The 20,678-nt window shown below is 60.7% G+C and carries 18 protein-coding genes and 1 pseudogene; 10 read left to right on the top strand and 9 right to left on the bottom strand.

What is annotated here, in order from left to right:
* Positions 1-90 precede the first annotated feature (90 nt).
* From LXM55_RS28420 to LXM55_RS28410, 3 genes are all read right to left on the bottom strand, one after another.
* Positions 91-1,056: a FecR domain-containing protein gene (locus LXM55_RS28420; RefSeq protein ID WP_233323439.1), complete on the bottom strand. Its 966-nt coding sequence runs from the start codon at positions 1,054-1,056 to the stop codon at positions 91-93.
* Positions 1,053-1,559 (bottom strand): sigma-70 family RNA polymerase sigma factor, encoded by a 507-nt coding sequence (locus tag LXM55_RS28415; protein WP_110723872.1) that lies wholly within the window; start codon positions 1,557-1,559, stop codon positions 1,053-1,055. Before LXM55_RS28415 ends, LXM55_RS28420 begins: the two co-directional genes overlap by 4 nt.
* A gap of 126 nt (positions 1,560-1,685) precedes the next feature.
* Positions 1,686-2,126, bottom strand: coding sequence for an Lrp/AsnC family transcriptional regulator (locus LXM55_RS28410; RefSeq protein WP_233323438.1), 441 nt, complete (start codon positions 2,124-2,126; stop codon positions 1,686-1,688).
* Between the two features lie 139 nt (positions 2,127-2,265).
* On the opposite strand from LXM55_RS28410, the gene LXM55_RS28405 reads away from it, so the two are divergent.
* The 5 genes from LXM55_RS28405 (at position 2,266) to LXM55_RS28385 (ending at position 8,434) form a co-directional block, all read left to right on the top strand.
* Complete coding sequence (locus LXM55_RS28405) at positions 2,266-5,313, top strand: aminotransferase class III-fold pyridoxal phosphate-dependent enzyme (protein ID WP_233323437.1); 3,048 nt, start codon at positions 2,266-2,268, stop codon at positions 5,311-5,313.
* Positions 5,314-5,504: 191 nt separating this feature from the next.
* Positions 5,505-6,293 (top strand): ABC transporter substrate-binding protein, encoded by a 789-nt coding sequence (locus tag LXM55_RS28400; RefSeq protein ID WP_233323436.1) that lies wholly within the window; start codon positions 5,505-5,507, stop codon positions 6,291-6,293.
* Between the two features lie 63 nt (positions 6,294-6,356).
* Positions 6,357-7,004 (top strand): amino acid ABC transporter permease, encoded by a 648-nt coding sequence (locus LXM55_RS28395; protein WP_233323435.1) that lies wholly within the window; start codon positions 6,357-6,359, stop codon positions 7,002-7,004.
* 9 nt (positions 7,005-7,013) lie between these two features.
* Positions 7,014-7,673 (top strand): amino acid ABC transporter permease, encoded by a 660-nt coding sequence (locus LXM55_RS28390; protein ID WP_233323434.1) that lies wholly within the window; start codon positions 7,014-7,016, stop codon positions 7,671-7,673.
* Positions 7,670-8,434 (top strand): amino acid ABC transporter ATP-binding protein, encoded by a 765-nt coding sequence (locus tag LXM55_RS28385; protein WP_325169923.1) that lies wholly within the window; start codon positions 7,670-7,672, stop codon positions 8,432-8,434. Before LXM55_RS28390 ends, LXM55_RS28385 begins: the two co-directional genes overlap by 4 nt.
* A gap of 263 nt (positions 8,435-8,697) precedes the next feature.
* On the opposite strand, the gene LXM55_RS28380 is transcribed toward LXM55_RS28385, so the two are convergent.
* Together LXM55_RS28380 and LXM55_RS28375 are read right to left on the bottom strand one after the other, a co-directional pair.
* The gene (locus LXM55_RS28380) at positions 8,698-9,324 is read right to left on the bottom strand and encodes an HAD hydrolase-like protein (protein ID WP_233323433.1); all 627 of its coding nucleotides are present in this window, start codon (positions 9,322-9,324) and stop codon (positions 8,698-8,700) included.
* A gap of 168 nt (positions 9,325-9,492) precedes the next feature.
* On the bottom strand, positions 9,493-9,882 hold the full coding sequence (locus tag LXM55_RS28375; protein ID WP_233323432.1) for a MerR family transcriptional regulator: 390 nt from the start codon (positions 9,880-9,882) through the stop codon (positions 9,493-9,495).
* A gap of 74 nt (positions 9,883-9,956) precedes the next feature.
* Here LXM55_RS28375 and LXM55_RS28370 point away from each other — a divergent pair, with 74 nt between their 5' ends.
* The 4 genes and pseudogenes from LXM55_RS28370 to LXM55_RS32565 form a co-directional block, all read left to right on the top strand.
* Positions 9,957-11,027 (top strand): SDR family oxidoreductase, encoded by a 1,071-nt coding sequence (locus LXM55_RS28370; RefSeq protein ID WP_233323431.1) that lies wholly within the window; start codon positions 9,957-9,959, stop codon positions 11,025-11,027.
* 304 nt (positions 11,028-11,331) lie between these two features.
* The gene (locus tag LXM55_RS28365; protein ID WP_233323430.1) at positions 11,332-12,231 is read left to right on the top strand and encodes a DMT family transporter; all 900 of its coding nucleotides are present in this window, start codon (positions 11,332-11,334) and stop codon (positions 12,229-12,231) included.
* 688 nt (positions 12,232-12,919) lie between these two features.
* Positions 12,920-14,113 (top strand): radical SAM protein, encoded by a 1,194-nt coding sequence (locus tag LXM55_RS28360; protein WP_233323429.1) that lies wholly within the window; start codon positions 12,920-12,922, stop codon positions 14,111-14,113.
* A 358-nt stretch (positions 14,114-14,471) separates the two neighbouring features.
* Positions 14,472-14,564: pseudogene (locus LXM55_RS32565) on the top strand (integrase); the annotation flags it as partial.
* Positions 14,565-14,599: 35 nt separating this feature from the next.
* Here the strand turns inward: LXM55_RS32565 and LXM55_RS28355 are convergent.
* From LXM55_RS28355 to LXM55_RS28340, 4 genes are all read right to left on the bottom strand, one after another.
* Entirely contained in the window at positions 14,600-15,148 is a 549-nt protein-coding gene (locus tag LXM55_RS28355; protein WP_060838667.1) for a cupin domain-containing protein, read from the bottom strand.
* A gap of 248 nt (positions 15,149-15,396) precedes the next feature.
* A complete protein-coding gene (locus tag LXM55_RS28350) occupies positions 15,397-16,677 on the bottom strand; it encodes an NAD(P)/FAD-dependent oxidoreductase (RefSeq protein ID WP_233323428.1) in 1,281 nt (426 codons plus the stop codon).
* A gap of 55 nt (positions 16,678-16,732) precedes the next feature.
* Positions 16,733-18,223, bottom strand: a complete 1,491-nt coding sequence (locus LXM55_RS28345; protein WP_233323427.1) for an aldehyde dehydrogenase — start codon at positions 18,221-18,223, stop codon at positions 16,733-16,735.
* 33 nt (positions 18,224-18,256) lie between these two features.
* Positions 18,257-19,633: a glutamine synthetase family protein gene (locus tag LXM55_RS28340; RefSeq protein ID WP_233323426.1), complete on the bottom strand. Its 1,377-nt coding sequence runs from the start codon at positions 19,631-19,633 to the stop codon at positions 18,257-18,259.
* Between the two features lie 266 nt (positions 19,634-19,899).
* On the opposite strand from LXM55_RS28340, the gene LXM55_RS28335 reads away from it, so the two are divergent.
* Positions 19,900-20,655 carry a gamma-glutamyl-gamma-aminobutyrate hydrolase family protein gene (locus LXM55_RS28335; RefSeq protein ID WP_233323425.1) on the top strand — a complete coding sequence of 252 codons (756 nt, stop codon included), beginning with the start codon at positions 19,900-19,902 and terminating at the stop codon, positions 20,653-20,655.
* Positions 20,656-20,678 lie beyond the last annotated feature (23 nt).

The following is a 20,678-nucleotide window of genomic DNA, read 5'->3' as shown; positions in this document are numbered from 1 at the left end:
TCCTAGGGGTTGAAACCCACCTGTGCCGGTGGGTAATACCTGAAGGCCAAGCCAGATCGAAAAAACTCTCGCGTCGCTGAAAAAAAATCTTCAGGCCGCCACCACCGTCACCCAGTAACGGGTCCTGCGCTCGATGCGCACCGGCAGGGTATTGGCCACCAGGGCCAGGGCGGCATCGGTGTCGTCCAGCTGGAAACTGCCGGTCACGCGCAAGGCCGCCACGGCGTCGCTGCACCGCAAGAAGCCCGGGCGATAGCGCGAAAGCTCTGCCAGCAACTGATCCAGGCGCATGCGCTCGGCAGGCAGGATGCCGCGCAGCCAGGCCTGGGCCAGAAATGCATCGACGGAACTCGGTTGCCCTGCGCCCCGGCCATCGACCCGGGTTTGCCAACCGGCCTGCAACGCCAGCGGCGTCGGCTGCTGCCGCGCACTGACCTGCACCAGGCCGCGCAACACCGTCACCTGAGTGCCCTGGCGATCATGGCGCACCAGCAGATGGGCACCACGGCCGTACAACACGGCATCCGGCGTTTGCAGTTGCAGCGACGCCGATGCCGGCGGGGTATCCAGGGCCAGCTCGCCCTCGATCAACTGCACGCTGCGCTGCCCGGCACTCAAGCCCAGATTCACCGCACTGGCGGTGTTCAGCCACAGCGAACCACCGTCCGCCAGGGCCCAACGCCGGCGCTCACCGATGCCCGTGCGGTAACTGGCCAGGGCCGAACGCACCAGGGTGGAATCCGCCCCCTGCCAGGAGGCGCCCCCCAGCAGCCCCAGCGCCAACAGGCACTTGAGCACCTGCCGGCGCCGTTGCGGATCAGCGCCGGCCGCCTGCAACGCCCGACGCGCCGTGGCATCGGCCAACAGCTCGGCCCCCGGCTGCAACATCAGCGGCAAGCGGCTGACCCGCTGCCAGGCGTGCTCATGCTCGGCGCTGGCCTGGCGCCAGTGCAGCAGGGCCTGCTGCTCGGCGGCGCTCATCAGCCCGGACTGCAATCGCACCAGCCAATCGATGGCGCTATCGCGCACCCGCGGATCAACCGCCGCGCCACTCATTCAAAAAGGCTCGCGTAGCAGACACTGAACGCCTTGCCCATAGCCCGCTGCACCTGGGCCACGGTCAAGCCCAACTGCGCGGCGATCTGCGGATAGGTCAAGCCATCGAGCTGGGACAGAAAGAAAATCTGCCGCACCCGCGACGACAGCCCCACCAGCAGCGAATCCAGCTGCAGCAGGGTCTCGATCATCAAGTGCCGTTCCTCCGGCGAAGGCTCCTCCCCCACCGGCCGCGCCGCCAGCGCCTGCAGATAAGCCCGCTCGATGGCCTGCCGGCGCCAGCGATTGATCAGCAGGCCATTGGCGATGGTGGCCAGGAACGCCATGGGCTGGCGCAGCTCACGCACATCCTCCTGGGAGCGCAACACGCGGATGAAGGTGTCGTGAGCCAGGTCCTCGGCATCGGCACTGTGCCCCAGGCGCCGATGCAACCAGCCGCGCAGCCAGCCGTGATGGTTCGCATACAGCTGGGCGACTGGCGAGGAAAGGCTGTGGTTGGGCATGAGAGATTCGCACTAATGATAATGCTTCTCATTTTATGATTTGCCGATGGGCGTTGTACAGCGCGGCGCGCTCACGACCGCGGCAAAGGGGCTTGCCCGCCACGTATCCCGGGCGAGCGCGGCGAATCAGGAGGCCTGTCGGTCGATGTCGCGGCGAAGCACCACGGCGGTGGTGATGTCCTCCACCGACTCGTGACTGGCCACGGCATCCCGGACTCGGTTCAGGTCATCGATGGTGCGTGATTCGATCTCGATCACCAGGTCCAGCTGGCCACTGACCGAAGAGATGCGGCGCACCTGTGAATGCTGGGCCAGAAGGTCCAGCAGGCTGATGGCCGGTGTGCGCTTGAGGCACACCAGGAACATGGCGCGAATCACATTGGCGTCGATTTCGCCAATGTCCGCCCGGTAGCCTCTGATCACGCCATTGCGTTCAAGGTTGCTGACGCGCTCGCTGGTGGCGCTTCTGGACAGCCCGATTCTCGCGGCCAGGGCCTTCAGGGCGATCCGCGCCTCTTTAGACAGAATGTCGAGTATTTCGCGATCTTTCGCGTCCAGGTCGCGCATTGAAACTCCTCAAATTGACTGCCGAGTTTGTGCCGGTCGATTCCGACAATATGCAGGCCAAAGCCGACCGCATACCTACTGCCCTCGAAGATTTCGCATGCCAAGCTAACTGAAAAAAATAACTTGGAAAACCATTACCATGACTGACCTTTCCCACCCCGCCCCGCAGTTTTCACCCCGTGATGCCGAACACCTGGCCGAGCAGCTTTTCAATGTCAGCGCGAGCGCCTCGCCCTTGGACGGCGAGCGAGACTGCAACTACCGGTTGAAGACCGCCAGCGATGCGGGATGGATCCTGAAAGTCGTCAACGCCAGCGAACCGCGCATTGAAAGCGAGCTGCAGGCCGCCATCCTCAGCCACCTGGCCACTACCTGCCCCGAGCTGGCCGTGCCGCAGCTGAAAAAGAGCCTTGCCGGTGATTGCCTTGCCTCGGCGGTAGCGCCTTCCGGCGAAACCCACGCGGTGCGCCTGGTGAGCTGGCTGCCGGGCACACCGCTGGCCGAGGTCCCGCGCACCTTCGAACTGATGCGCCACCTGGGCCAGTCGTTCGCCGACATGGACCGTGCACTGCAGGGCTTCATGCATCCCGGCGCGGTGCGCGACCTGGACTGGGACCTGCGGCACGCCGCGCGTTCGCGAGCCCGCCTGCACTTCATCAAGGACCCCGACAGACGAGCGATTGCGCAACGCTTCATTGACGCTTTCGAACAGCAGGTGGCACCGACGCTTGCGCGGCTGCGTGCCCAGGTCATTCACAACGACGGCAATGACTGGAACATCCTCGTCGACCCGCAGAACCGGCAGCAGGTCTCGGGCATCATCGATTTTGGCGATGCCGTGCACACGGTGCTGATTGCCGAAGTCGCCATCACCTGCGCCTACGCCATTCTCGACACGCAAGACCCCATCGGCGCGGCGGCCGCCCTCACCGGCGGCTTCCACGAGCGCTACCCGTTGCAGCCGCAAGAGCTGGACGTTTTGTTCAATCTGATCGCCATGCGCCTGGTGATCAGCGTCACCTTGTCGGCCTCGCGCCACGAACAGACCCAGGACAATCCTTACCTGGCCATCAGCGAGGCCCCGGCCTGGCGCCTGCTGGAAAAGATGGATCGCATGAACCCGCGCCTGGCCACGGCGATCCTGCGCAAGGCCTGTGGCTACGACGCGATAGAGGGTGCCGGGGCCATTCGCCGCTGGGTGGATGAACACCGCCAGTCCTTCGCAGAGATCGTGCATCCATCGGCGGCGACCCTGAACAAGGCCATTGTTCCGTTCGCCGATGCCGCCCACGAAATGACGGTCGCTTCCGCCAAGCAGCGCCCGGCAGAGGCGACCCAGTGGTGGAACGATTTCTCCGCAGCGCATCAAGTGCCGCTGGGCATCGGGCCCTGGGGCGAAGCCAGGACCATCTACACCGACAGCGCCTTTGAATCGCGCTTCATTGAAGGGCAGCGCCGGATCATCCACCTGGGTGTCGACTTGATCATGCCGGCCGGAACGCCCCTGTATACGCCGGTTGCCGGTGTGGTGCAGAGCGTCGAGGTCGAGCGGGAACCGCTGGGCTACGGCGGGCTGATCATGCTCAAACACTCGCCGGCCGGTTGCCCGCCCTTCCTGACCCTGTGGGGGCACATGGCCCACGAAGCGCTGACACGCCTCAAGCCCGGCGACCACCTTGCCGCTGGCGCGCTGGTGGGCTACATGGGCGCGGACACGGAAAATGGCGGCTGGTTGCCCCATGTGCATTTCCAGATGTCCACCGACACCCAGTTGCAAGCCAGCGAGTTCATCGGCGTCGGTGAGTGCGCTTATCTTGAGGTGTGGGCCGACCTGTTCCCCGATGCCTCGACGCTGGCCGGCATCCCTCCGGAAACCTACCACCAGCAGGGACGGACCAAGGCACAGATCGTGGCGCAGCGTAAGGAACTGCTGCTGCCCAACTTGTCGATTTCCTACTCGGACCCGATCAAGTTCGTGCGCGGCGATGGGGTCTGGTTGATCGACAACTTCGGCCGCGCCTATCTGGACTGCTTCAACAACGTCTGCCATCTCGGCCACTCGCATCCGGATGTGGTGCAGGCCCTTGCGCGCCAGGCATCGCGCCTGAACACCAACACCCGCTACCTGCACGACAACATTGTCGAGTACGCCGAGCGACTCACGGCGACCCTGCCCAAGGGCCTGGCCGTCGCCTCCTTCGGCTGTTCCGGCAGTGAAGCCAACAGCCTGATGCTGCGCATGGCGCGCAATCACACCGGGCGCAACGACGCCATCGTGCTGGATTGGGCCTACCACGGCACCACCCAGGAGCTGATTGACCTGAGCCCCTACAAGTACAAGCGCAAGGCCGGCAAGGGCCGTGCAGAGCATGTATTCGAGGCGGCCGTGCCGGACGTTTACCGCGCAGCGGATGACTGGCCATTCGAAGAGTTGGGCAAGCGTTTCGCGCAGAGTGTCGCCGAGCAGATCGACAGCATGCGCCAGCAGGGCCGGGCCCCGGCGTTCTTTTTGGCGGAGTCCATTCCCAGTGTCGCCGGGCAGCTGTTTTTCCCGGAAAACTACCTGCAGGAGGTCTATGCCATGGTTCGCGCCGAGGGCGGGCTGTGCCTGGCCGATGAGGTCCAGGTCGGCTTTGGCCGAGTGGGCAGCCACTGGTGGGCCTTTGAAACCCAGGGGGTGGTGCCCGATGCCGTGTCCATGGGCAAGCCCATTGGCAACGGGCACCCGATGTCGGCGGTGGTGACCACCCGCGAAATAGCCGACAGCTTCAACAACGGCATGGAGTACTTCAACACCTTCGCCGGCAGCCCGGTGGCATGCGCCGTGGGGCTCAGCGTTCTTGAGGTGATTGAACGCGACCAGCTGAAACTCAACGCGCTGACGGTGGGCAACTACCTGCTCGATGGCTTTCGCACACTGCAGCAACGCTACGCGGTCATTGGCGATGTGCGCGGGCTGGGGCTGTTCCTCGGGATCGAACTGGTCACCGATCGCCAGAGCAAAGTTCCGGCCACGCAACTGGCCAGAAAGGTCGCCGACGGCGCCCGGGAACGCGGTGTTCTGATCGGCACCGAAGGCCCCCATGACAACGTTCTGAAAATGCGCCCGTCGATGATTTTCAACCACAAGAACGCCGACTTCCTGCTGGAAGTGCTGGACGAAAGCTTCAAGGCGGCCCTGCAGTAGAGCGCCAGGACCTGCGCGTGAGTGACAGCCTGCGTGCATGGCCGACATAGTGTCGGCCAACTCCGGCAATGTGTCCGGCTGGCGGACACCTTGCCGGGTGCTTTCCAGAACGGCCTATGCAAAGCTTTTCCCGAGGCCTGGGTGAAGAGCCCAAAAAACAATAATTAATAATTCTTCAAAGGTGCCATCCAATGCTAACCAGAACGCTCAAGTGTCTGTTTGCTGCATCCACCGTCGCGGCCGCGGCGCTCCTGTGCCCTTTAGCCGCTCAGGCTGATGACTTGCAATCGATCCAGGCATCCAAAGAAATTCGCATCGCCATGAGCGGGCAGTACTCGCCCTTCAGCTTTGCCAACGAGCAGAACCAGATCGTCGGCTTCGACGCCTCCATCAGCGAAGCCCTGGCCCAACGGCTCGGGGTGAAAGTCAGCATCGTTACCACGCCCTTCGACGGAATAATCGCCGGGCTCCTGGCGAAAAAATATGACGCCATCATCGCCTCCATGACCATTACCCCGGAGCGCCAGAAGGCCGTGGACTTCGTCGGCCCCTACTACCACGCCGGCCGCACCATCGTGGTGAAAGAAGACTCCCCGATCAACAGCCTGGATGACCTGAAGGATGTGAAGGTGGGCGTCACCCTGGGCGACGCCCACGACAAATGGGCCAGGGCGCGCGGCAACCTGAAGGTGAAAACCTATAAAGGGCTTCCCGAGATGCTGGTCGACCTGGACGCCGGGCGCCTCGACGCGCTGGTGATGGACAGCGTTCCGGTGCTGGTGGCCGTCAAGGAAACCGGGCAGAAAGTTCGCATCATCACCCCACCCGAACAGGACGGCGGCATCGAAGGCATGGGCATTGCGCTGCGCAAGAACAACCCTGAACTCAAGGCCGCGATGCAGCAGGCGCTGAACGACATGCTGGCCGATGGCAGCTACGAAAAGATCTCGATGAAGTGGATTGGCAAGGACATTCGCTGACTCATCTTCAGCCTGGCTCGACCTGGGGTCGGGCCAGTCAATCCGACTTTTCCGAGCCTTCCCATGGATCTGACACTTATACAGCGCACCCTGCCGTTTTTTCTGGAGGCGGCCTGGGTCACGGTGCACGTTTCACTGCTGGCACTGCTGCTGGGCTTGCTGGTGGCGGTGGTGCTGGTCGCGGCCCGGCTGTCCGGCTTCTTCATGCTTCGCTGCCTGGCCAGGGTCTACATCAGCGTTTTTCGTGGCACCCCCTGCCTGGTCCAGCTGTTCCTTCTCTACTTTGGCGGCCCACAGGTCGGCCTTGAGCTGGAACCCTTTGCCGCCGGGGTCATCGGCCTGGGCCTGAACATCGCCGCCTACATGGCCGAATCCATTCGTGGCGCAATCAGCAACGTGGACCCCGGCCAGGTCGAAGCGGCGCGTTCAATCGGTTTCGGCAAGGGCCAGACCCTGTGGCTGATCACCCTCCCGCAAACCGCCAAATTGATGATCAGGCCACTGGGGGTCAATGCGGTCGCGCTGATCAAGGGCTCGGCGCTGGTATCGACCATCTCCGTGGTCGAGCTTTCCTATACCGCGCAGCGTTTCATCAGCTCCACGTACAAGCCATTCGAGATCTTCACGGTGTCGGCCATCTTGTACATCGCCATGGTCTACACGGTCAGGCTGATGGTGGACCACCTCGATAAACGCTTCGCGGCCAAGTGAGACGCCCCCATGCCAAGCCTCGACCTGAGTATCGTGACACCCTATTCCGAACTACTGGCGACCGGGCTCTGGTGGACCCTCGTCCTGTTCCTCAGCTCCAGTGTGTTGAGCCTGATGGCCGGCATCGCCTTTGCCCTGATCGTGCTCTACACCCCGAAACTGGTCTCCCTGCCCATACGTTTCCTGACCTGGCTGCTGATGGGCACGCCACTGCTGCTGCAGCTGTACGTGATCTATTACGGCCTGGTGCAAGTGGGGATCGATATCCCGGCCCTGTTGGCCGGCATCATCGGCCTGAGCCTGCATTTTGCGGTCTACAACGCCGACGTCATTCGGGCCGGTGTCCTGTCGGTCGACCCGGGCCAGATTGAAGGCGCGCGCTCCATTGGCCTGAGCCGCAGCCAGGCGCAACGCTACGTGATTGTGCCGCAGGCACTGCGCAATACCCTGGCACCGCTGGGCAACAACCTGATCGTTTTGCTCAAGGACACCTCCCTGGTGTCGATCATCGGCATTGCCGAGCTGGTCTACAGCGCCCAGCGCGCCGTGAGCGAAACCTACAGCCCGTTCGAATTCTATCTGGCCGTCGCGGTGATTTATTACGCGGTCAATCTTGTTCTGGAAGCCGGCCTGCACCTTCTTGAAAATAAGGTAGAGATGTCACGATGACCACAGAAAAGCTCATGGTTGAAGTCAAGGGCGCGCGCAAGGCGTATGGCGCCCTAGAAGTGCTCAAAGGCATCGATCTGTCTGTCTCGCGCGGACAGATCATCGCCATCATCGGCCCCAGCGGTTCGGGTAAAAGCACCCTGCTGCGCTCGATCAACCACCTGGAAGTGCTGAACGAGGGTGAGGTCTGGCTGGAAGGCGAACACGTCAACCGGCCCTTGAAAGGTCGCGCATTCGAACAGCACATCAACAGCGTGCGCCAGCAGATGGGCATGGTGTTCCAGCACTTCAATCTGTTCCCGCACCTGACCGTGCATGAAAACATCGCCCTCGGGCCGATCAAGCTCAAAGGGCTGAACAAAGCCGCGGCCCGTGAGCTGGCCATGGAGTACTTGTCCAAGGTGGGCCTGGCCAACAAGTTCGACGAGTACCCTTCCCGCCTGTCGGGCGGGCAGAAGCAGCGCGTGGCCATTGCCAGGGCCCTGGCGATGCGCCCCAAGGTCATGCTGTTCGATGAGGCGACCTCGGCGCTGGACCCGGAGCTGGTGGAAGAGGTCAACCAGGTCATGAAGCAACTCGCCGCCGAGCACATGACCATGTTGATCGTCACCCACGAAATGCGCTTTGCCGGTGAAGTGGCGGACCGGATCATCTTCATGGACGGCGGCGTGGTGGTCGAGGAAGGCGCGCCACAGCAGATCCTGCAAAACCCGACCCACGAACGAACCCGGTCGTTCCTGAAAAAGCATTTGCATGCCTAGAGAAGATCAGCGCGGGGGCTTCGATCCGGGTCACGCCCCCCCTAGCACGCACCCGTTGCCCGCGAGCCAGAAGCGCCCGCACCAGGGTATTGTCCAGATGCCCATTGGCACCGGTGACCATCGATAAGCTACTCATGAATTGCCTTGTCCGCTGACGGCGGAAGCTGGAACAGATAAGGCAGGATGCGGGTTGTCCCAAGGGACAGAGTCAAGCGCGGATGTCGGGTGCCGTTGTAGATGAGTGCGTTCAGCCGTCTTCCTGCCTATCCGGCGCATAGCCGCCGCAACTCGCTCACATCGGCGAACCACTCATGGGTCTGAAGGCTGTGAAATGCATCGTATGCGCCATATCCCCAGGCGACCGCGCCAAAGGCGATACCGGCAGTCGCTGCGGCTTCACCGTCCGTAGGCTGGTCGCCGATGTAGATGACCTGCTCTCGCTCCACATCGAATTTGCGCATGACCCGGCGCAAGCGAGGCGCCTTGCCGAAAATCGAAACGCCGCACTCGAAGGCCCGGATATGTCGACAACTGGCGCCTAGAATGTGCGTGATGTTCTCTCGCGAGTTGGAAGACACCACCGCCAGAATCAGTCCCTTCTCATCAAGATGACTCAGGGTCTCGGCAATGTTGTTAAACAGTGGGATCGAGCGTTGATGTTGCTTCATCAGGCTCATGAACGTTCGCGCCACCATAGGCAACTTCCAGCGGGGCATTCCGAGATGGGCCATGATCTCGCGAGCCCCTTGCTTGCGCAGACAGTCCAACTCTTGTGGGTGAATCCGACTGAATGCGTGCCTGTCGGCAACCTGGTTAAACACCGAAACAAAGAACGGAAAGGAATCAGCGAGCGTGCCGTCAAAGTCGAAAATGGCCAGTCGGTATGACATGTGAAAGTGCCTTCCTATGGTGATAGCGGCCGATTTCAAGCAGCGGGCTGGGCGATTGACTCACCTGATTGATTGAATGGGCGCCGGTGCCAACAAGCCCTGCCGAACCTGAGTCTGAAAACAGCGGACTGCGGATTCGCCAGTTTCCCTTCTTGAGTTACTGAGCGTTCAGCTGGAAGCGTCGTTCAGCCGCTGCAGCGCAAGTTGCTCGGCAGCACTGGCTTCGAGCTTTGCACGCTCTACATCCAGATACCGATAGATGCTCTGGAAGTTGGCGATTTTCTGTTTGATTTCGGCCATCTTTTTTTCAATGAGCTTGGCGCCCTCGGCACAGTCGATCTGCTTGTTGCGCTGCGCATCGAGAATCTCGCCTATTTCCCCCAGGGAAAACCCCATGCTTTGTGCCCGCTGGATAAAGTCCAGGTCCTGCAGCGTTTGCTCTGTGTAAACACGATAGTTGTTCGTCCGCCGCTGCGATGAGATCAGGCCGATTTGCTCGTAGTAACGCAGCGTATGGCGGCTGGCGCCGCTACGGGCCTCGATTTCGCCAATTTTCATGAAAACACCGCTTGACCATAGAGTTGGGTCGATAGTTTACGCTTGATTTCTCACCGTCAACAAGGAACAGGGAAATGAGCGTGGAGTGCTTTGTCACCGGGGGTACCGGCTTCATCGGTCAACATTTGCTGGCGCACCTGAGTGCAAAAGGTCACACCGTTCGGGTGCTGATGCGTCGCCCAGAGCGACTCGCAGCACTGCGGGAGCAAGTCGACCATTTGGGCGGCTGCGCCTCCCGGGTATTGGCCGTGGCCGGCGATCTGGAACGGGACCAGCTCGGGTTGAGCCCTGCCGACCGAGAGGTGCTGAGGCACGCCAGAGTCGTCTTCCACCTGGGTGCCCACTTCGCCTGGGGGCTTTCCTTGGAACAGTCTCGCGCGGTGAACGTGGAAGGGGCCAAGCGCGTGGCGCTGCTGGCAGCTGAGCAAAACAGCCGGTTGGTGATGATCGGCGGCTACATGCTGAAAAATCATGAACACCTGCAACGCATCGGCATCGATCCTCGCCATCCGCAGCGGACGAATTGGCCTGCTATCTACCGAAATGTCGGTGGTTACGAAGCGAGCAAGCTGGAAGCGCATTTTGTGACCCTGGAGACCATGTCCGCCAAGGGCGGAGAGCTGACCGTTGTCCACCCCGCGACAGTGTGTGGCCACAGCCGCACGGGGCATATCCTCGACGGCCAGCCGCTGGTGGCGCTGATACGCAACCTGGTGCAGGGAAAGCTGACGGCCGTGCCCGGTACCGCCAGGCACTGGCTGCCACTGGTCACCGTGGACTACCTGGTGGAGCTGATGACGGCGAGTGCTTTTGATCCGGCCATGGCGGGCCAGGAACTGCTGGCGCTGGATGCGCAAACGCCCAACTTGCGAGAAATGTTGGTGCAGGTGGCACAACCTTTGGGCTTGAAGTCTCCCCAGCATCACATTCCGCTCCGATTGCTGAAGTGGCTACTGAGCATTCCTCCCGTCGCGCGATTCATGAATACCCAGCCCGAAGCCTTGGACTTCATCCAGACCACTCGTTTTGATACCGCGGCCGTCGAGCAATTTGCCAGCAGGCATGGAATCGCCAAACCGGATATACGTCAGTCGTTGCAGCACACTGCAACCTTCGTCAACGCTCATTGCATAGCCAAGCGCTAGCCGCTGGTTTCTCCTTTCCGGGCGCCCCCCCCCTGTTAGCCCCGATTAGAGGAAACTTCCTCAGGCAAGTTACGCGGACTCATTCACTTGAAAGTGCAATCATAGTGAACATCCACCTGATCCAGCCACGTTCTCCAGCCTTGCTTGCAGGAACTTCAAGAAGGTCGACAACATCCTGCCGGGCGATCGAGCTTATGCCCTGATCACGGCTGGGATGGCTGGGGTCTTCGTCCACTCAAACTGTGCGCCGTCGATGCGGGCGGCATTCTATCGAACAACCATTCAGCGACAGGGATCGTCATCAATGCAATCCACTTTCAGCAAAGGCGTCATGTTTGCACTCTGCGCCGCGGCACTGAACGCAACGATCGGTGTACTCAGCAAAGTCCTCATGAATAATGGTTTCACCGCGAGCAGTGTCGCTGTCATCAAGACCCTACTGGGTTGCGTGCTGCTGTCGATCTTGCTGTTTTTCCTCAAGCGCCCGACGAAGTCGACCCACTGGATTCAGGCGGCTATCTGCGCCTTCCTTGGCATCTTTGTGCTGTTCCATTTCGAAACCTCCGCCTACCGACACTACGCGGCGGCGGGTGTGGTGGTGGTTCTGATGGCCAGTGCTTCCATTTCCTCGATCATTCTGGGGCGCATTTTCCTCAAGGACGCCATCACCGCGAACGCCACCATTGGCGCCGCACTGGCCATCGCTGGGATCTCGGTGATCTTCGGCGGCGACCTGCAGCAGGGCTTTACCCTGCAAGGTGCGGCGCTTGCCTCCATGGCCGGCTGCGGCTATGGGGCCTTTTCGGTTGCCATGAAACGCATGGGGGTGTCGGGAGGACTGCATTTCACCCGCCAACTGTTGTTCTTCGGCGGCCTGTACCTGCTGATGCCGGCGGCGGCCGATGGCTTCACGATGGGCGAACTGTCGCCACTGGCGATCGCCGCCCTGCTGGCGCTGGCCACGCTGCCGACAATCCTGGGCTTCTTCTGCACCACCAAGGCCATCGAGTATCTCAAGCCATCCCAAGTGCAAGCGCTGGAGTTGACCGAGCCACTGTTCGCCGCGCTGCTGGCGTTTGTGGCGCTCAATGAAGTTCCGCGTGAAAGCCTGTATGCGGGAGCGGCACTGATCATCCTCGGCCTGTGCTTTTCCAATGAACTGATTCGCTTGGGGAGCAAAGCCTCGGTTGCTTCGACCGAATGAGCTATTCCCGAGCCCTGATGACTGTGGCGATCGGTGCTTTGTTAAGTGTTTTAAGCGACTGACCGCGTCACGCTGTCCTCAGCCGTTCATAAGTGACTACTTGCGGCCTGAAGCAGCTAAAGGTGCAAGTCAGCGCGGTGACCATCGGCACGAAACTCAAGGCTTCCGGCTGCTGAGATCGACGATAGAGGCAGAACAGCGGGCGCAGAGCGGCTTTTTTGAGGCGCCCCGCTCAAGCAAAAAGGCGACGCATTGTGTCGCCTTTTTTGTTGCTTCATTACTCAACCAGAGGTTACGCAGGATCAGCCTGCCCCAAGGTTCTATCACCCAAGGTACATAACAGATCGAAGCCATCACTGAGCAACAGGCCGATGGCAAAGCGGATCTGTGAAAGGTCCTGCGGACCACAAGCGCAGTCGAGGATTTCCAGCAGATTATCGTTTAAAAAGCATGCGGTGATCCGGTTGTTAACGGCTGTTTTCGGCCAGAAGCAGTCAGCCGTGACCGGCATAGAACGGCCAAATGCGGCCTAATATAATCGCATTACACACCCCGTCATGGCCCAAATATTGCTTGTAATATTTATTTCCGTCAAATTATCAACATAAAATTCGGCGGCTACCAGATTGTATTTGACACTTAAAGCCTACCGCAGCATTAACACAACTCATATAACGAGATCCCCATAATGCATATGTTTGTCGATATAGTTGGAGCGTGTAATTTAAGCTGCCCCTCATGCCCGATGGGGAACTCTGAAAATAATAATTTCAAAAAATCCATGCAGATCGAGACGTTCAGGCAAATAGTAGAAAAAGCCAAGCTGGAGGGTGTCGACTCGATTCATCTTTACAACTGGACTGAACCTTTAATTCATCCGCAAATTGGTGAATTTATCCAGCTGATAAACGCCGCAGGCATCGCCAGCGGCATTAGCACCAACTTGAATATTGCCAAGAATATGGAACAAGCCCTAAGGGCTGAGCCTTCATTTTTCCGTATTTCTCTGTCCGGCTTCCATCAAAGCACCTACGTACAGGGACATGTGGGAGGCGACATCGAAGTTGTCAAGCAAAACATGATCAAGTTGCATGACATCAAACGACAATACAATCTTAATACATTAATCGAAGTCTACTACCATCGCTATTTAGACAACTTGGAAGAAGAAAGCTTGATGCGCGAATTTAGTGCGCACTTGGGCTTCAGTTTCAGTACAGGTTATTCCGTGATGATGCCACTGGAAAAAACCCTTGCCATCATCGAGCGTGATTCATCCGTCACCGAAGCAGATCGTGAAACCCTTAATAGACTCGCATTACCGCCCTACGATGATCTGATCAACCTGGTCCAGCACTACCCGAAGGAGGCGTGTATGCTAAAAGACCAAATGCTGGTACTCGATTGTAATGGCAACACTGTACTTTGCTGCTCTATCTTCAATCAATCCGAGTACCAAGTCGGAAAATATCTAGAACTGCCACTAGAGCAACTGACAAGCCTTAAATCCACTAAGAAAAATTGCGTCGACATGTGCAATCGTTGCGCAAAAAATGGTTTGCACTTGTACGCCATGTATCCCAATAAAGGGCCGATGGAGCGCCACGCTGTCAGTCGCATCATGGATTTTCAACGCCGCAGCATTCTAGGCCTCCCAATTGATAGTGAAGCACTTGGGAAGCCGGACAACGAAACCAGCGCAGAAGACTTTGATGAGCAGCAATATCTGCAGTCGAACCAGGATGTGAAGGCCGCAATCTCCAACGGCGCCTTCTCCAGCGGTTATCAGCACTACCTGTTTTATGGTCGTTATGAAGGCAGGACCGGGGCAAGCTCACCATTGGCACGCAAGGATTCAAACATGACTACGGACCAGTGCTGAAAACTGTTTCGCCTGATTAAACATCAGCGCAGGACAACGACTGGTCTTCACCGTGTTGCCGCCAGCAAAAACTGGCGGCTATAGGTCCAGGCCGTGTGAAAACTCACGCATCGTTTTAAAGTCCGCGTTGCTACGTAAACCTACTGGCATTTTGTTAGCCAGCAGACCTGAAACCTGCGTCGGAGTGCAATTTTCATTGTGGCTCTGACTGGCAAACGCGCCCAAAGACGTTTTCACACAGCCTCGGTCGTTATCTCCCGCTTTTTACTATCGCCACCGGCAGCTACGGATCGGAAAGCGGCCACCAGCCCTTGTGACTGATTCACCCTTGTTCTCCCCTCAACGCGGAGGACGAGCCATCAACACTATTGCTAGATACCGCCATCAACCTTGGAACAAGGGAAAGCTTTTCAGCCAGAAAGCTCCGCTTCGAGCCAGAGATATCCGGGCTTACAACAGGCCATGTTGAATCAGTGAGCAACGCGCTTAGAAGTTCGCCGGGGTATTGGCGCTGATGATCTCCGCCTCATCCTGCCCAATATTCCTAAAGCTATGAGGCAAGGTGGTCGGAAAGTAATACCCATCCCCCGGATTCAACACACTCACCTGCCCGTCCACGGTCAACTCCACAGTGCCACGAACAACCAGCCCGCACTCTTCGCCTTCGCTGTGCACGATGGCCTCTTCGCCGGAGCTGGCGCCGGGGGCGTATTGCTCGCGCAGAAAGCGCATCTGCCGGTTGGCCACCGGGGCGCCGATCATCAGCAGGCGCAGGCCGTCGCGGCCCAGGTCCGGCTGTTCGTTGGCGCGGAACACGTATTGGTGCTCGCGGGGCGGTTGGTCGAAGGTGAAGAAGTCGGCCAGGGACATGGGGATGCCTTCCAGCAGCTTTTTCAGGGAGCTGACGGAGGGGCTGACGCGGTTCTGTTCGATCAGGGAGATGGTGGCATTGGTGACGCCACTGCGACGGGCCAGCTCGCGCTGGGAGAGTTTGTAGCTTTCGCGAACGAGTTTGAGTCGGGTGCCCGTGTCCATAACAGCCTTATGCGAGAAGTACTTAAGGGTATTTTTGTGGCGGTTGGGTCGCGAATGTCGCGATTTGGCTGCCCTGGAGCCTGAAAAGGCGGCTATTTAAACATGTTTGACAGGCCAGCTGTAAAGGCTGGCGATGAGGGGTGCCGCGGGGGATATGTGGGCGCTGTCGGGGGCGTCGGGAGGTCCTGCGGACCTCGTCGCAGCCTGCGGCAGCGGCTACAGAGTGGGGCTGTAGCCGCTACGTGCATTTAGATGCCGAAACGGTCGCGCAGGGCGTAGTACGCGGCGCCCATGGCGGTCAGCGGGGCCTGGAAGGTGCGGCCGCCGATCATCGGCATGTGCGGCAGGGAGGCGAAGGCGTTGAAGCGTTCGGCGTCGCCGCGGATCATTTCGGCAATCAGTTTGCCGGCCAGGTGCGAACAGGTGACGCCGTGGCCGCTGTAGCCCTGCATGTAGTAGGCGTTCTTTTCGATCCGGCCGAATTGCGGCATGCGCGACATGGTCAGGAGGAAGTTGCCGGTCCAGCGGTAGTCGATCTTCACGTCCTTGAGCTGGGGGAAGGTCTTGAGGATCTTCGGCCGGATCAGCTGGTCGATGTCGTCCGGTTCGCGGGCGCCGTAGACCACGCCACCGCCGTACAGCAGGCGGTTGTCGCCGGTCAGGCGGAAGTAGTCCAGCAGGTAGTTGCAGTCTTCCACGCAGTAGTTGTGGGTGATCAGGCTGCGGGCCAGTTGCTCAGGCAGTGGCTCGGTGACCACGATCTGCGAGCCGCAGGGCATGCTCTTGCGGGTCACGCGCGGGTCGAGGTCCTGCTGCAGGTAGGCGTTGCCGGCGATCAGCAGGTATTTGGCGCGCACCACGCCCTTGGCGGTGCGCACCACGTTGGGTTCGCCGTAGGTGATTTCCACCGCCGCCGACTGTTCGAAGATCTTGCCGCCCAGGCCGATGATGGCGCTGGCTTCGCCCAGGGCCAGGTTCAGTGGGTGGATGTGGCCGCCCTGCATGTCCAGCAGGCCGCCGATGTAGTTCCTGGTGCCGACTTCGCGGTCGATCTGCGCCTTGTCGAGCAGCTTCAGGTTGTGGTTGCCCAGGCGTTCCCAGTTGCGTTTCTGTTCCGCCAGGCCCTTGAGCTGCTTGTTGTTCAGGGCAGCGAAGATGCCGCCGGGACGGTAGTCGCACTGGATGTCGTAGTGCTGTATGCGCTGGCGAATGATGTCGGCGCCTTCAAAGATCATGCTGCCGAGCACTTCGGCGCTTTTTTCGCCGTAGCGTTCTTCGATCACGTCCACGTCGCGGCTGTAGGAGTTGACCAGTTGCCCGCCGTTGCGCCCGCTGGCGCCGAAGCCGACCTTGGCCGCTTCGAGCACGGTGACGCTGTAGCCCGCTTCCGCCAGGAACAAGGCCGAGGACAGGCCGGTGTAGCCGGCGCCGATCACACAGACGTCGCACTCCACCAACTCTTCAAGTTGCGGGTAGTCGGTGGTCTGGTTGCGGGTCGCCGCGTAGTAGCTGTTCACGTAGGTTTGCATGAGAAATTCCCCAGCGGGTACGGGCCTAGGCCCGCCGCCGCTGTTGTTATAAGAGTTAGAGCTTGATCCAGGTCGCTTTGAGCTCGGTGTATTTGTCGAAGGCGTGCAACGACTTGTCGCGGCCGTTGCCAGACTGCTTGAAGCCGCCGAACGGCGCGGTCATGTCGCCGCCGTCGTACTGGTTGACCCACACGCTGCCGGCCCGCAGGCCACGGGCGAAGCGGTGGGCGCGGCTGAGGTCGGCGGTCCAGACCCCGGCCGCCAGGCCAAAGGTGCTGTCGTTGGCGATCTGCAACGCTTCTTCCTCGGTATCGAAGCTGATCACCGACAGCACCGGGCCGAAGATCTCTTCCCGGGCGATGGTCATGGCGTTGGTCACGCCGTCGAAGATCGTCGGCTCGACATACAGGCCACCGCTGCTTTCCAGGGCGCGGACGCCGCCGGCCAACAGTTGTCCGCCCTGCTCCTTGCCGATGTCGATATAGCGCAGCACGTTGTCCAGCTGGCGCTGATCCACCACCGCGCCAACCCGGGTTTCGGGGTCGAGGGCATGGCCCGGCTTCCAGCCCTTGAGGGCCTCCACCAGCAGCGGGATGAACTGCTCGCGGATCGAGCGCTGCACCAGCAGGCGCGAGCCGGCGGTGCAGACTTCGCCCTGGTTGAAGGCGATGGCCGCGGCCGCCGCTTCAGCCGCGGCGCACAGGTCCGGGGCGTCGGCGAACACCACGTTGGGGCTCTTGCCGCCGGCCTCCAGCCACACCCGCTTCATGTTGCTTTCGCCGGAATACACCAGCAGTTGCTTGCCCACGGCGGTGGAACCGGTGAAGGCCAGCACGTCCACGTCCATGTGCAGGGCCAGGGCCTTGCCGACGGTGTGGCCGTAGCCCGGCAGGACGTTGAACACGCCCTTGGGGATGCCGGCATCCAGGGCCAGCTGGGCGATGCGGATCGCGGTCAGCGGCGACTTTTCCGACGGCTTGAGGATGAACGAGTTGCCCACCGCCAGGGCCGGGGCGAATTTCCAGCTGGCCATGATCAGCGGGAAGTTCCACGGCACGATGGCCGCCACCACGCCCGCCGGTTCCCGAGTCACCAGGCCCAGTTGGTCGTGGGGCGTGGCCGCCACTTCGTCGTAGAGCTTGTCGATGGCTTCGGCGTTCCAGCGGATGGCGTTGGCCGTGGCCGGAATGTCGATGGCCATGGAGTCGCCGATCGGCTTGCCCATGTCCAGGGTTTCCAGGAGCGCCAGTTCTTCCTGGTGCGCCAGGATCAGCTCGGCAAAGCGCAGCAGGATGCGCTTGCGCTCGGCCGGGGCCTTGCCCGACCAGACGCCACTGTTGAACGCCTGGCGCGCCACCGCCACCGCGCGATCGGCATCGGCCTGATCGGTGCTGGCGACGTTGGCCAGGAAGCGCCCGTCCACCGGGCTCAGGCATTCAAAGGTGGCGCCACTGGCGGCGGCGCAGTACTGGCCGTCGATAAAGGCACGGCCTTCAAGGCTGAGGGACTGGAAGTGCTGCTCCCAGTCGCTGCGGGATTTAGTCATGGCAAATACTCAACACAGGAGGCGCCACGGTCATCAGACCGTGTGCAGGTACCAGTTGTATTCCAGGTCGGAGATGGAGTTTTCGAACTCCGCCAACTCGCTTTCCTTACAGGCGACAAAGACGTCGATGTACATCGGGTCGATGTACTTGGCCATCACTTCGCTGTCGTCCAGTACGCGCAGGGCGTCCCGCAGGTTGGTCGGCAGGCTCGGCTCGCTCTGTTCGTAGGCGTTGCCTTCCATCGCCGGGCCCGGCTCGATCTTGTTGGTCAGGCCGTGGTGGATGCCCGACAGCACCGAGGCCATCAGCAGGTAGGGGTTGGCGTCGGCACCGGCGACCCGGTGCTCGATGCGCACCGAGTCCGCCGAACCGGTCGGCACGCGCACGGCCACGGTGCGGTTGTCGACGCCCCAGGTCGGCGAGTTGGGCACGTAGAACTGCGCGCCGAAGCGACGGTAGGAGTTAACGTTGGGGCACAGGAAGGCCATCTGCTCGGGCAGGGTTTCCAACACGCCGCCGATGGCGTGACGCAGGGCTTCGTTGGTTTCCGGGTCTTCGCTGGCGAAGATGTTGTTGCCCTGCTTGTCGAGGATCGAAATGTGCACATGCAGGCCGTTGCCCGCCTGGCCCGGGTAGGGCTTGGCCATGAAGGTGGTGTCCATTTCATGGTCGTAGGCGATGTTCTTCACCAGGCGCTTGAGCAGCACCGCGTAGTCGCAGGCTTTGATCGGGTCGCTGACGTGGTGCAGGTTGACCTCGAACTGCGCCGGGGCACTTTCCTTGACGATGGCGTCGGCCGGGATGCCCTGCTCTTTCGCGCCTTCGAGGATGTCCTGCAGGCAGTCGACGTATTCGTCGAGGTCGTCGATCAGGTAGACCTGGGTCGACTGCGGACGCTTGCCGGAAATCGGCGAGCGCGGCGACTGCGGACGGCCATTCACGTTGTCCTGGTCGATCAGGTAGAACTCCAGCTCGAAGGCGGCGCAGATGGTCAGCCCCAGCGCATCGAACTTGCTCACCACCTGGCGCAGCACTTCGCGTGGGTCGGCGAAGAACGGCTGGCCCTCGATCTCGTGCATGGTCATCAGCAGTTGCGCGGTGGGGCGCTTCTGCCAGGGTTCGACGCTCAGGGTGCCGGGGATCGGGTAGCAGATGCGGTCGGCGTCGCCGATGTCCAGGCCCAGGCCGGTGCTTTCCACCGTGGAACCGTTGATATCCAGGGCAAACAGCGAGGCCGGCAGGTTGATGCCCTTCTCATAGACCTTGTGCAGCGCGGTGCGCTCGATGCGCTTGCCGCGCACCACACCGTTCATGTCTGCAATCAGCAGATCGACGTAGAGAACCTCGGGGTGTTTTTTCAGGAAGGCATTGGCTTCATTGAGCTGAATGGCACGCGGGGGGACCGACATGATGCACCTATTGTGTTAATTATTATGTTCACTGCTGTGACACGCCAGCAGTCAACCCGAAAGAAAAACCGGAGTCAATAGCCAACAGCGGCGGCTTTTCGTCAATTATTTTGCTCCAACAGAGACAAATACCTGACGCAATCCGCGCCGCCTGTGGGTTTCGGACGAATAACGTTTAGAATTTTTTACATGGAAGTTGTTAATTAAAATCAACGAGGATAAGCTCTGGAAAAACTCGTTCCAGCGTGAATTTCGAGGTGATAAAAATGGCATTCAAGCCATTGATCGGCGTTACTGCGTGCGTCAAAGAGATCGGCCTGCACCCCTACCACGTCAGCGGCGACAAGTACTTGCGTGCTGTCAGCGTCGCGGCCGAGGGTCTGCCCCTGATCATTCCTTCCCTGGCGGATCTGATCGATATCGACGATCTGCTGCAGAACATGGACGGGCTGCTGTTTACCGGCTCGCCGTCCAATGTCGAACCCTTCCATTACCAGGGCACGCCCAGCGCACCGGGCACCGCCCACGACCCGCAACGCGATGCCACCACCCTGCCCCTGCTGCGCGCGGCGATTGCCGCCGGCGTGCCGGTGCTCGGCATCTGCCGCGGCTTCCAGGAAATGAACGTGGCCTTCGGCGGCAGCCTGCACCAGAAGGTGCATGAACTGCCGGGCTACATGGACCACCGCGAAGCCGACGACCCGCGCATCGAAGTGCAATACGCCCCGGCGCACCCGGTGGCGATCCAGCCCGGCGGCGTGTTCGAGGCCATGGGCCTTACCGGCGAGATCCAGGTCAACTCGATCCACAGCCAGGGCGTCGACCGCCTGGCCCCCGGCCTGCGGGTCGAGGCCGTGGCTCCGGATGGCCTGATCGAGGCGCTGTCGGTGGAACACAGCGCAGCCTTCGCCTTCGGCGTGCAGTGGCACCCGGAATGGCAGGTGCTGTCGAACCCGGCCTACCTGCGGATCTTCCAGGCCTTTGGCGACGCCTGCCGGCAACGGGCCGCGCAACGCCGCTAAGCGGCAAACCCCGGCCGCCGCGG

The organism is Pseudomonas sp. Au-Pse12, assembly GCF_021341665.1.
Classification (GTDB): Bacteria; Pseudomonadota; Gammaproteobacteria; order Pseudomonadales; family Pseudomonadaceae; genus Aquipseudomonas.
The sequence above is the reverse complement of the archived record's forward strand: the minus strand, read 5'-3'. Positions and strand labels throughout refer to the sequence as shown.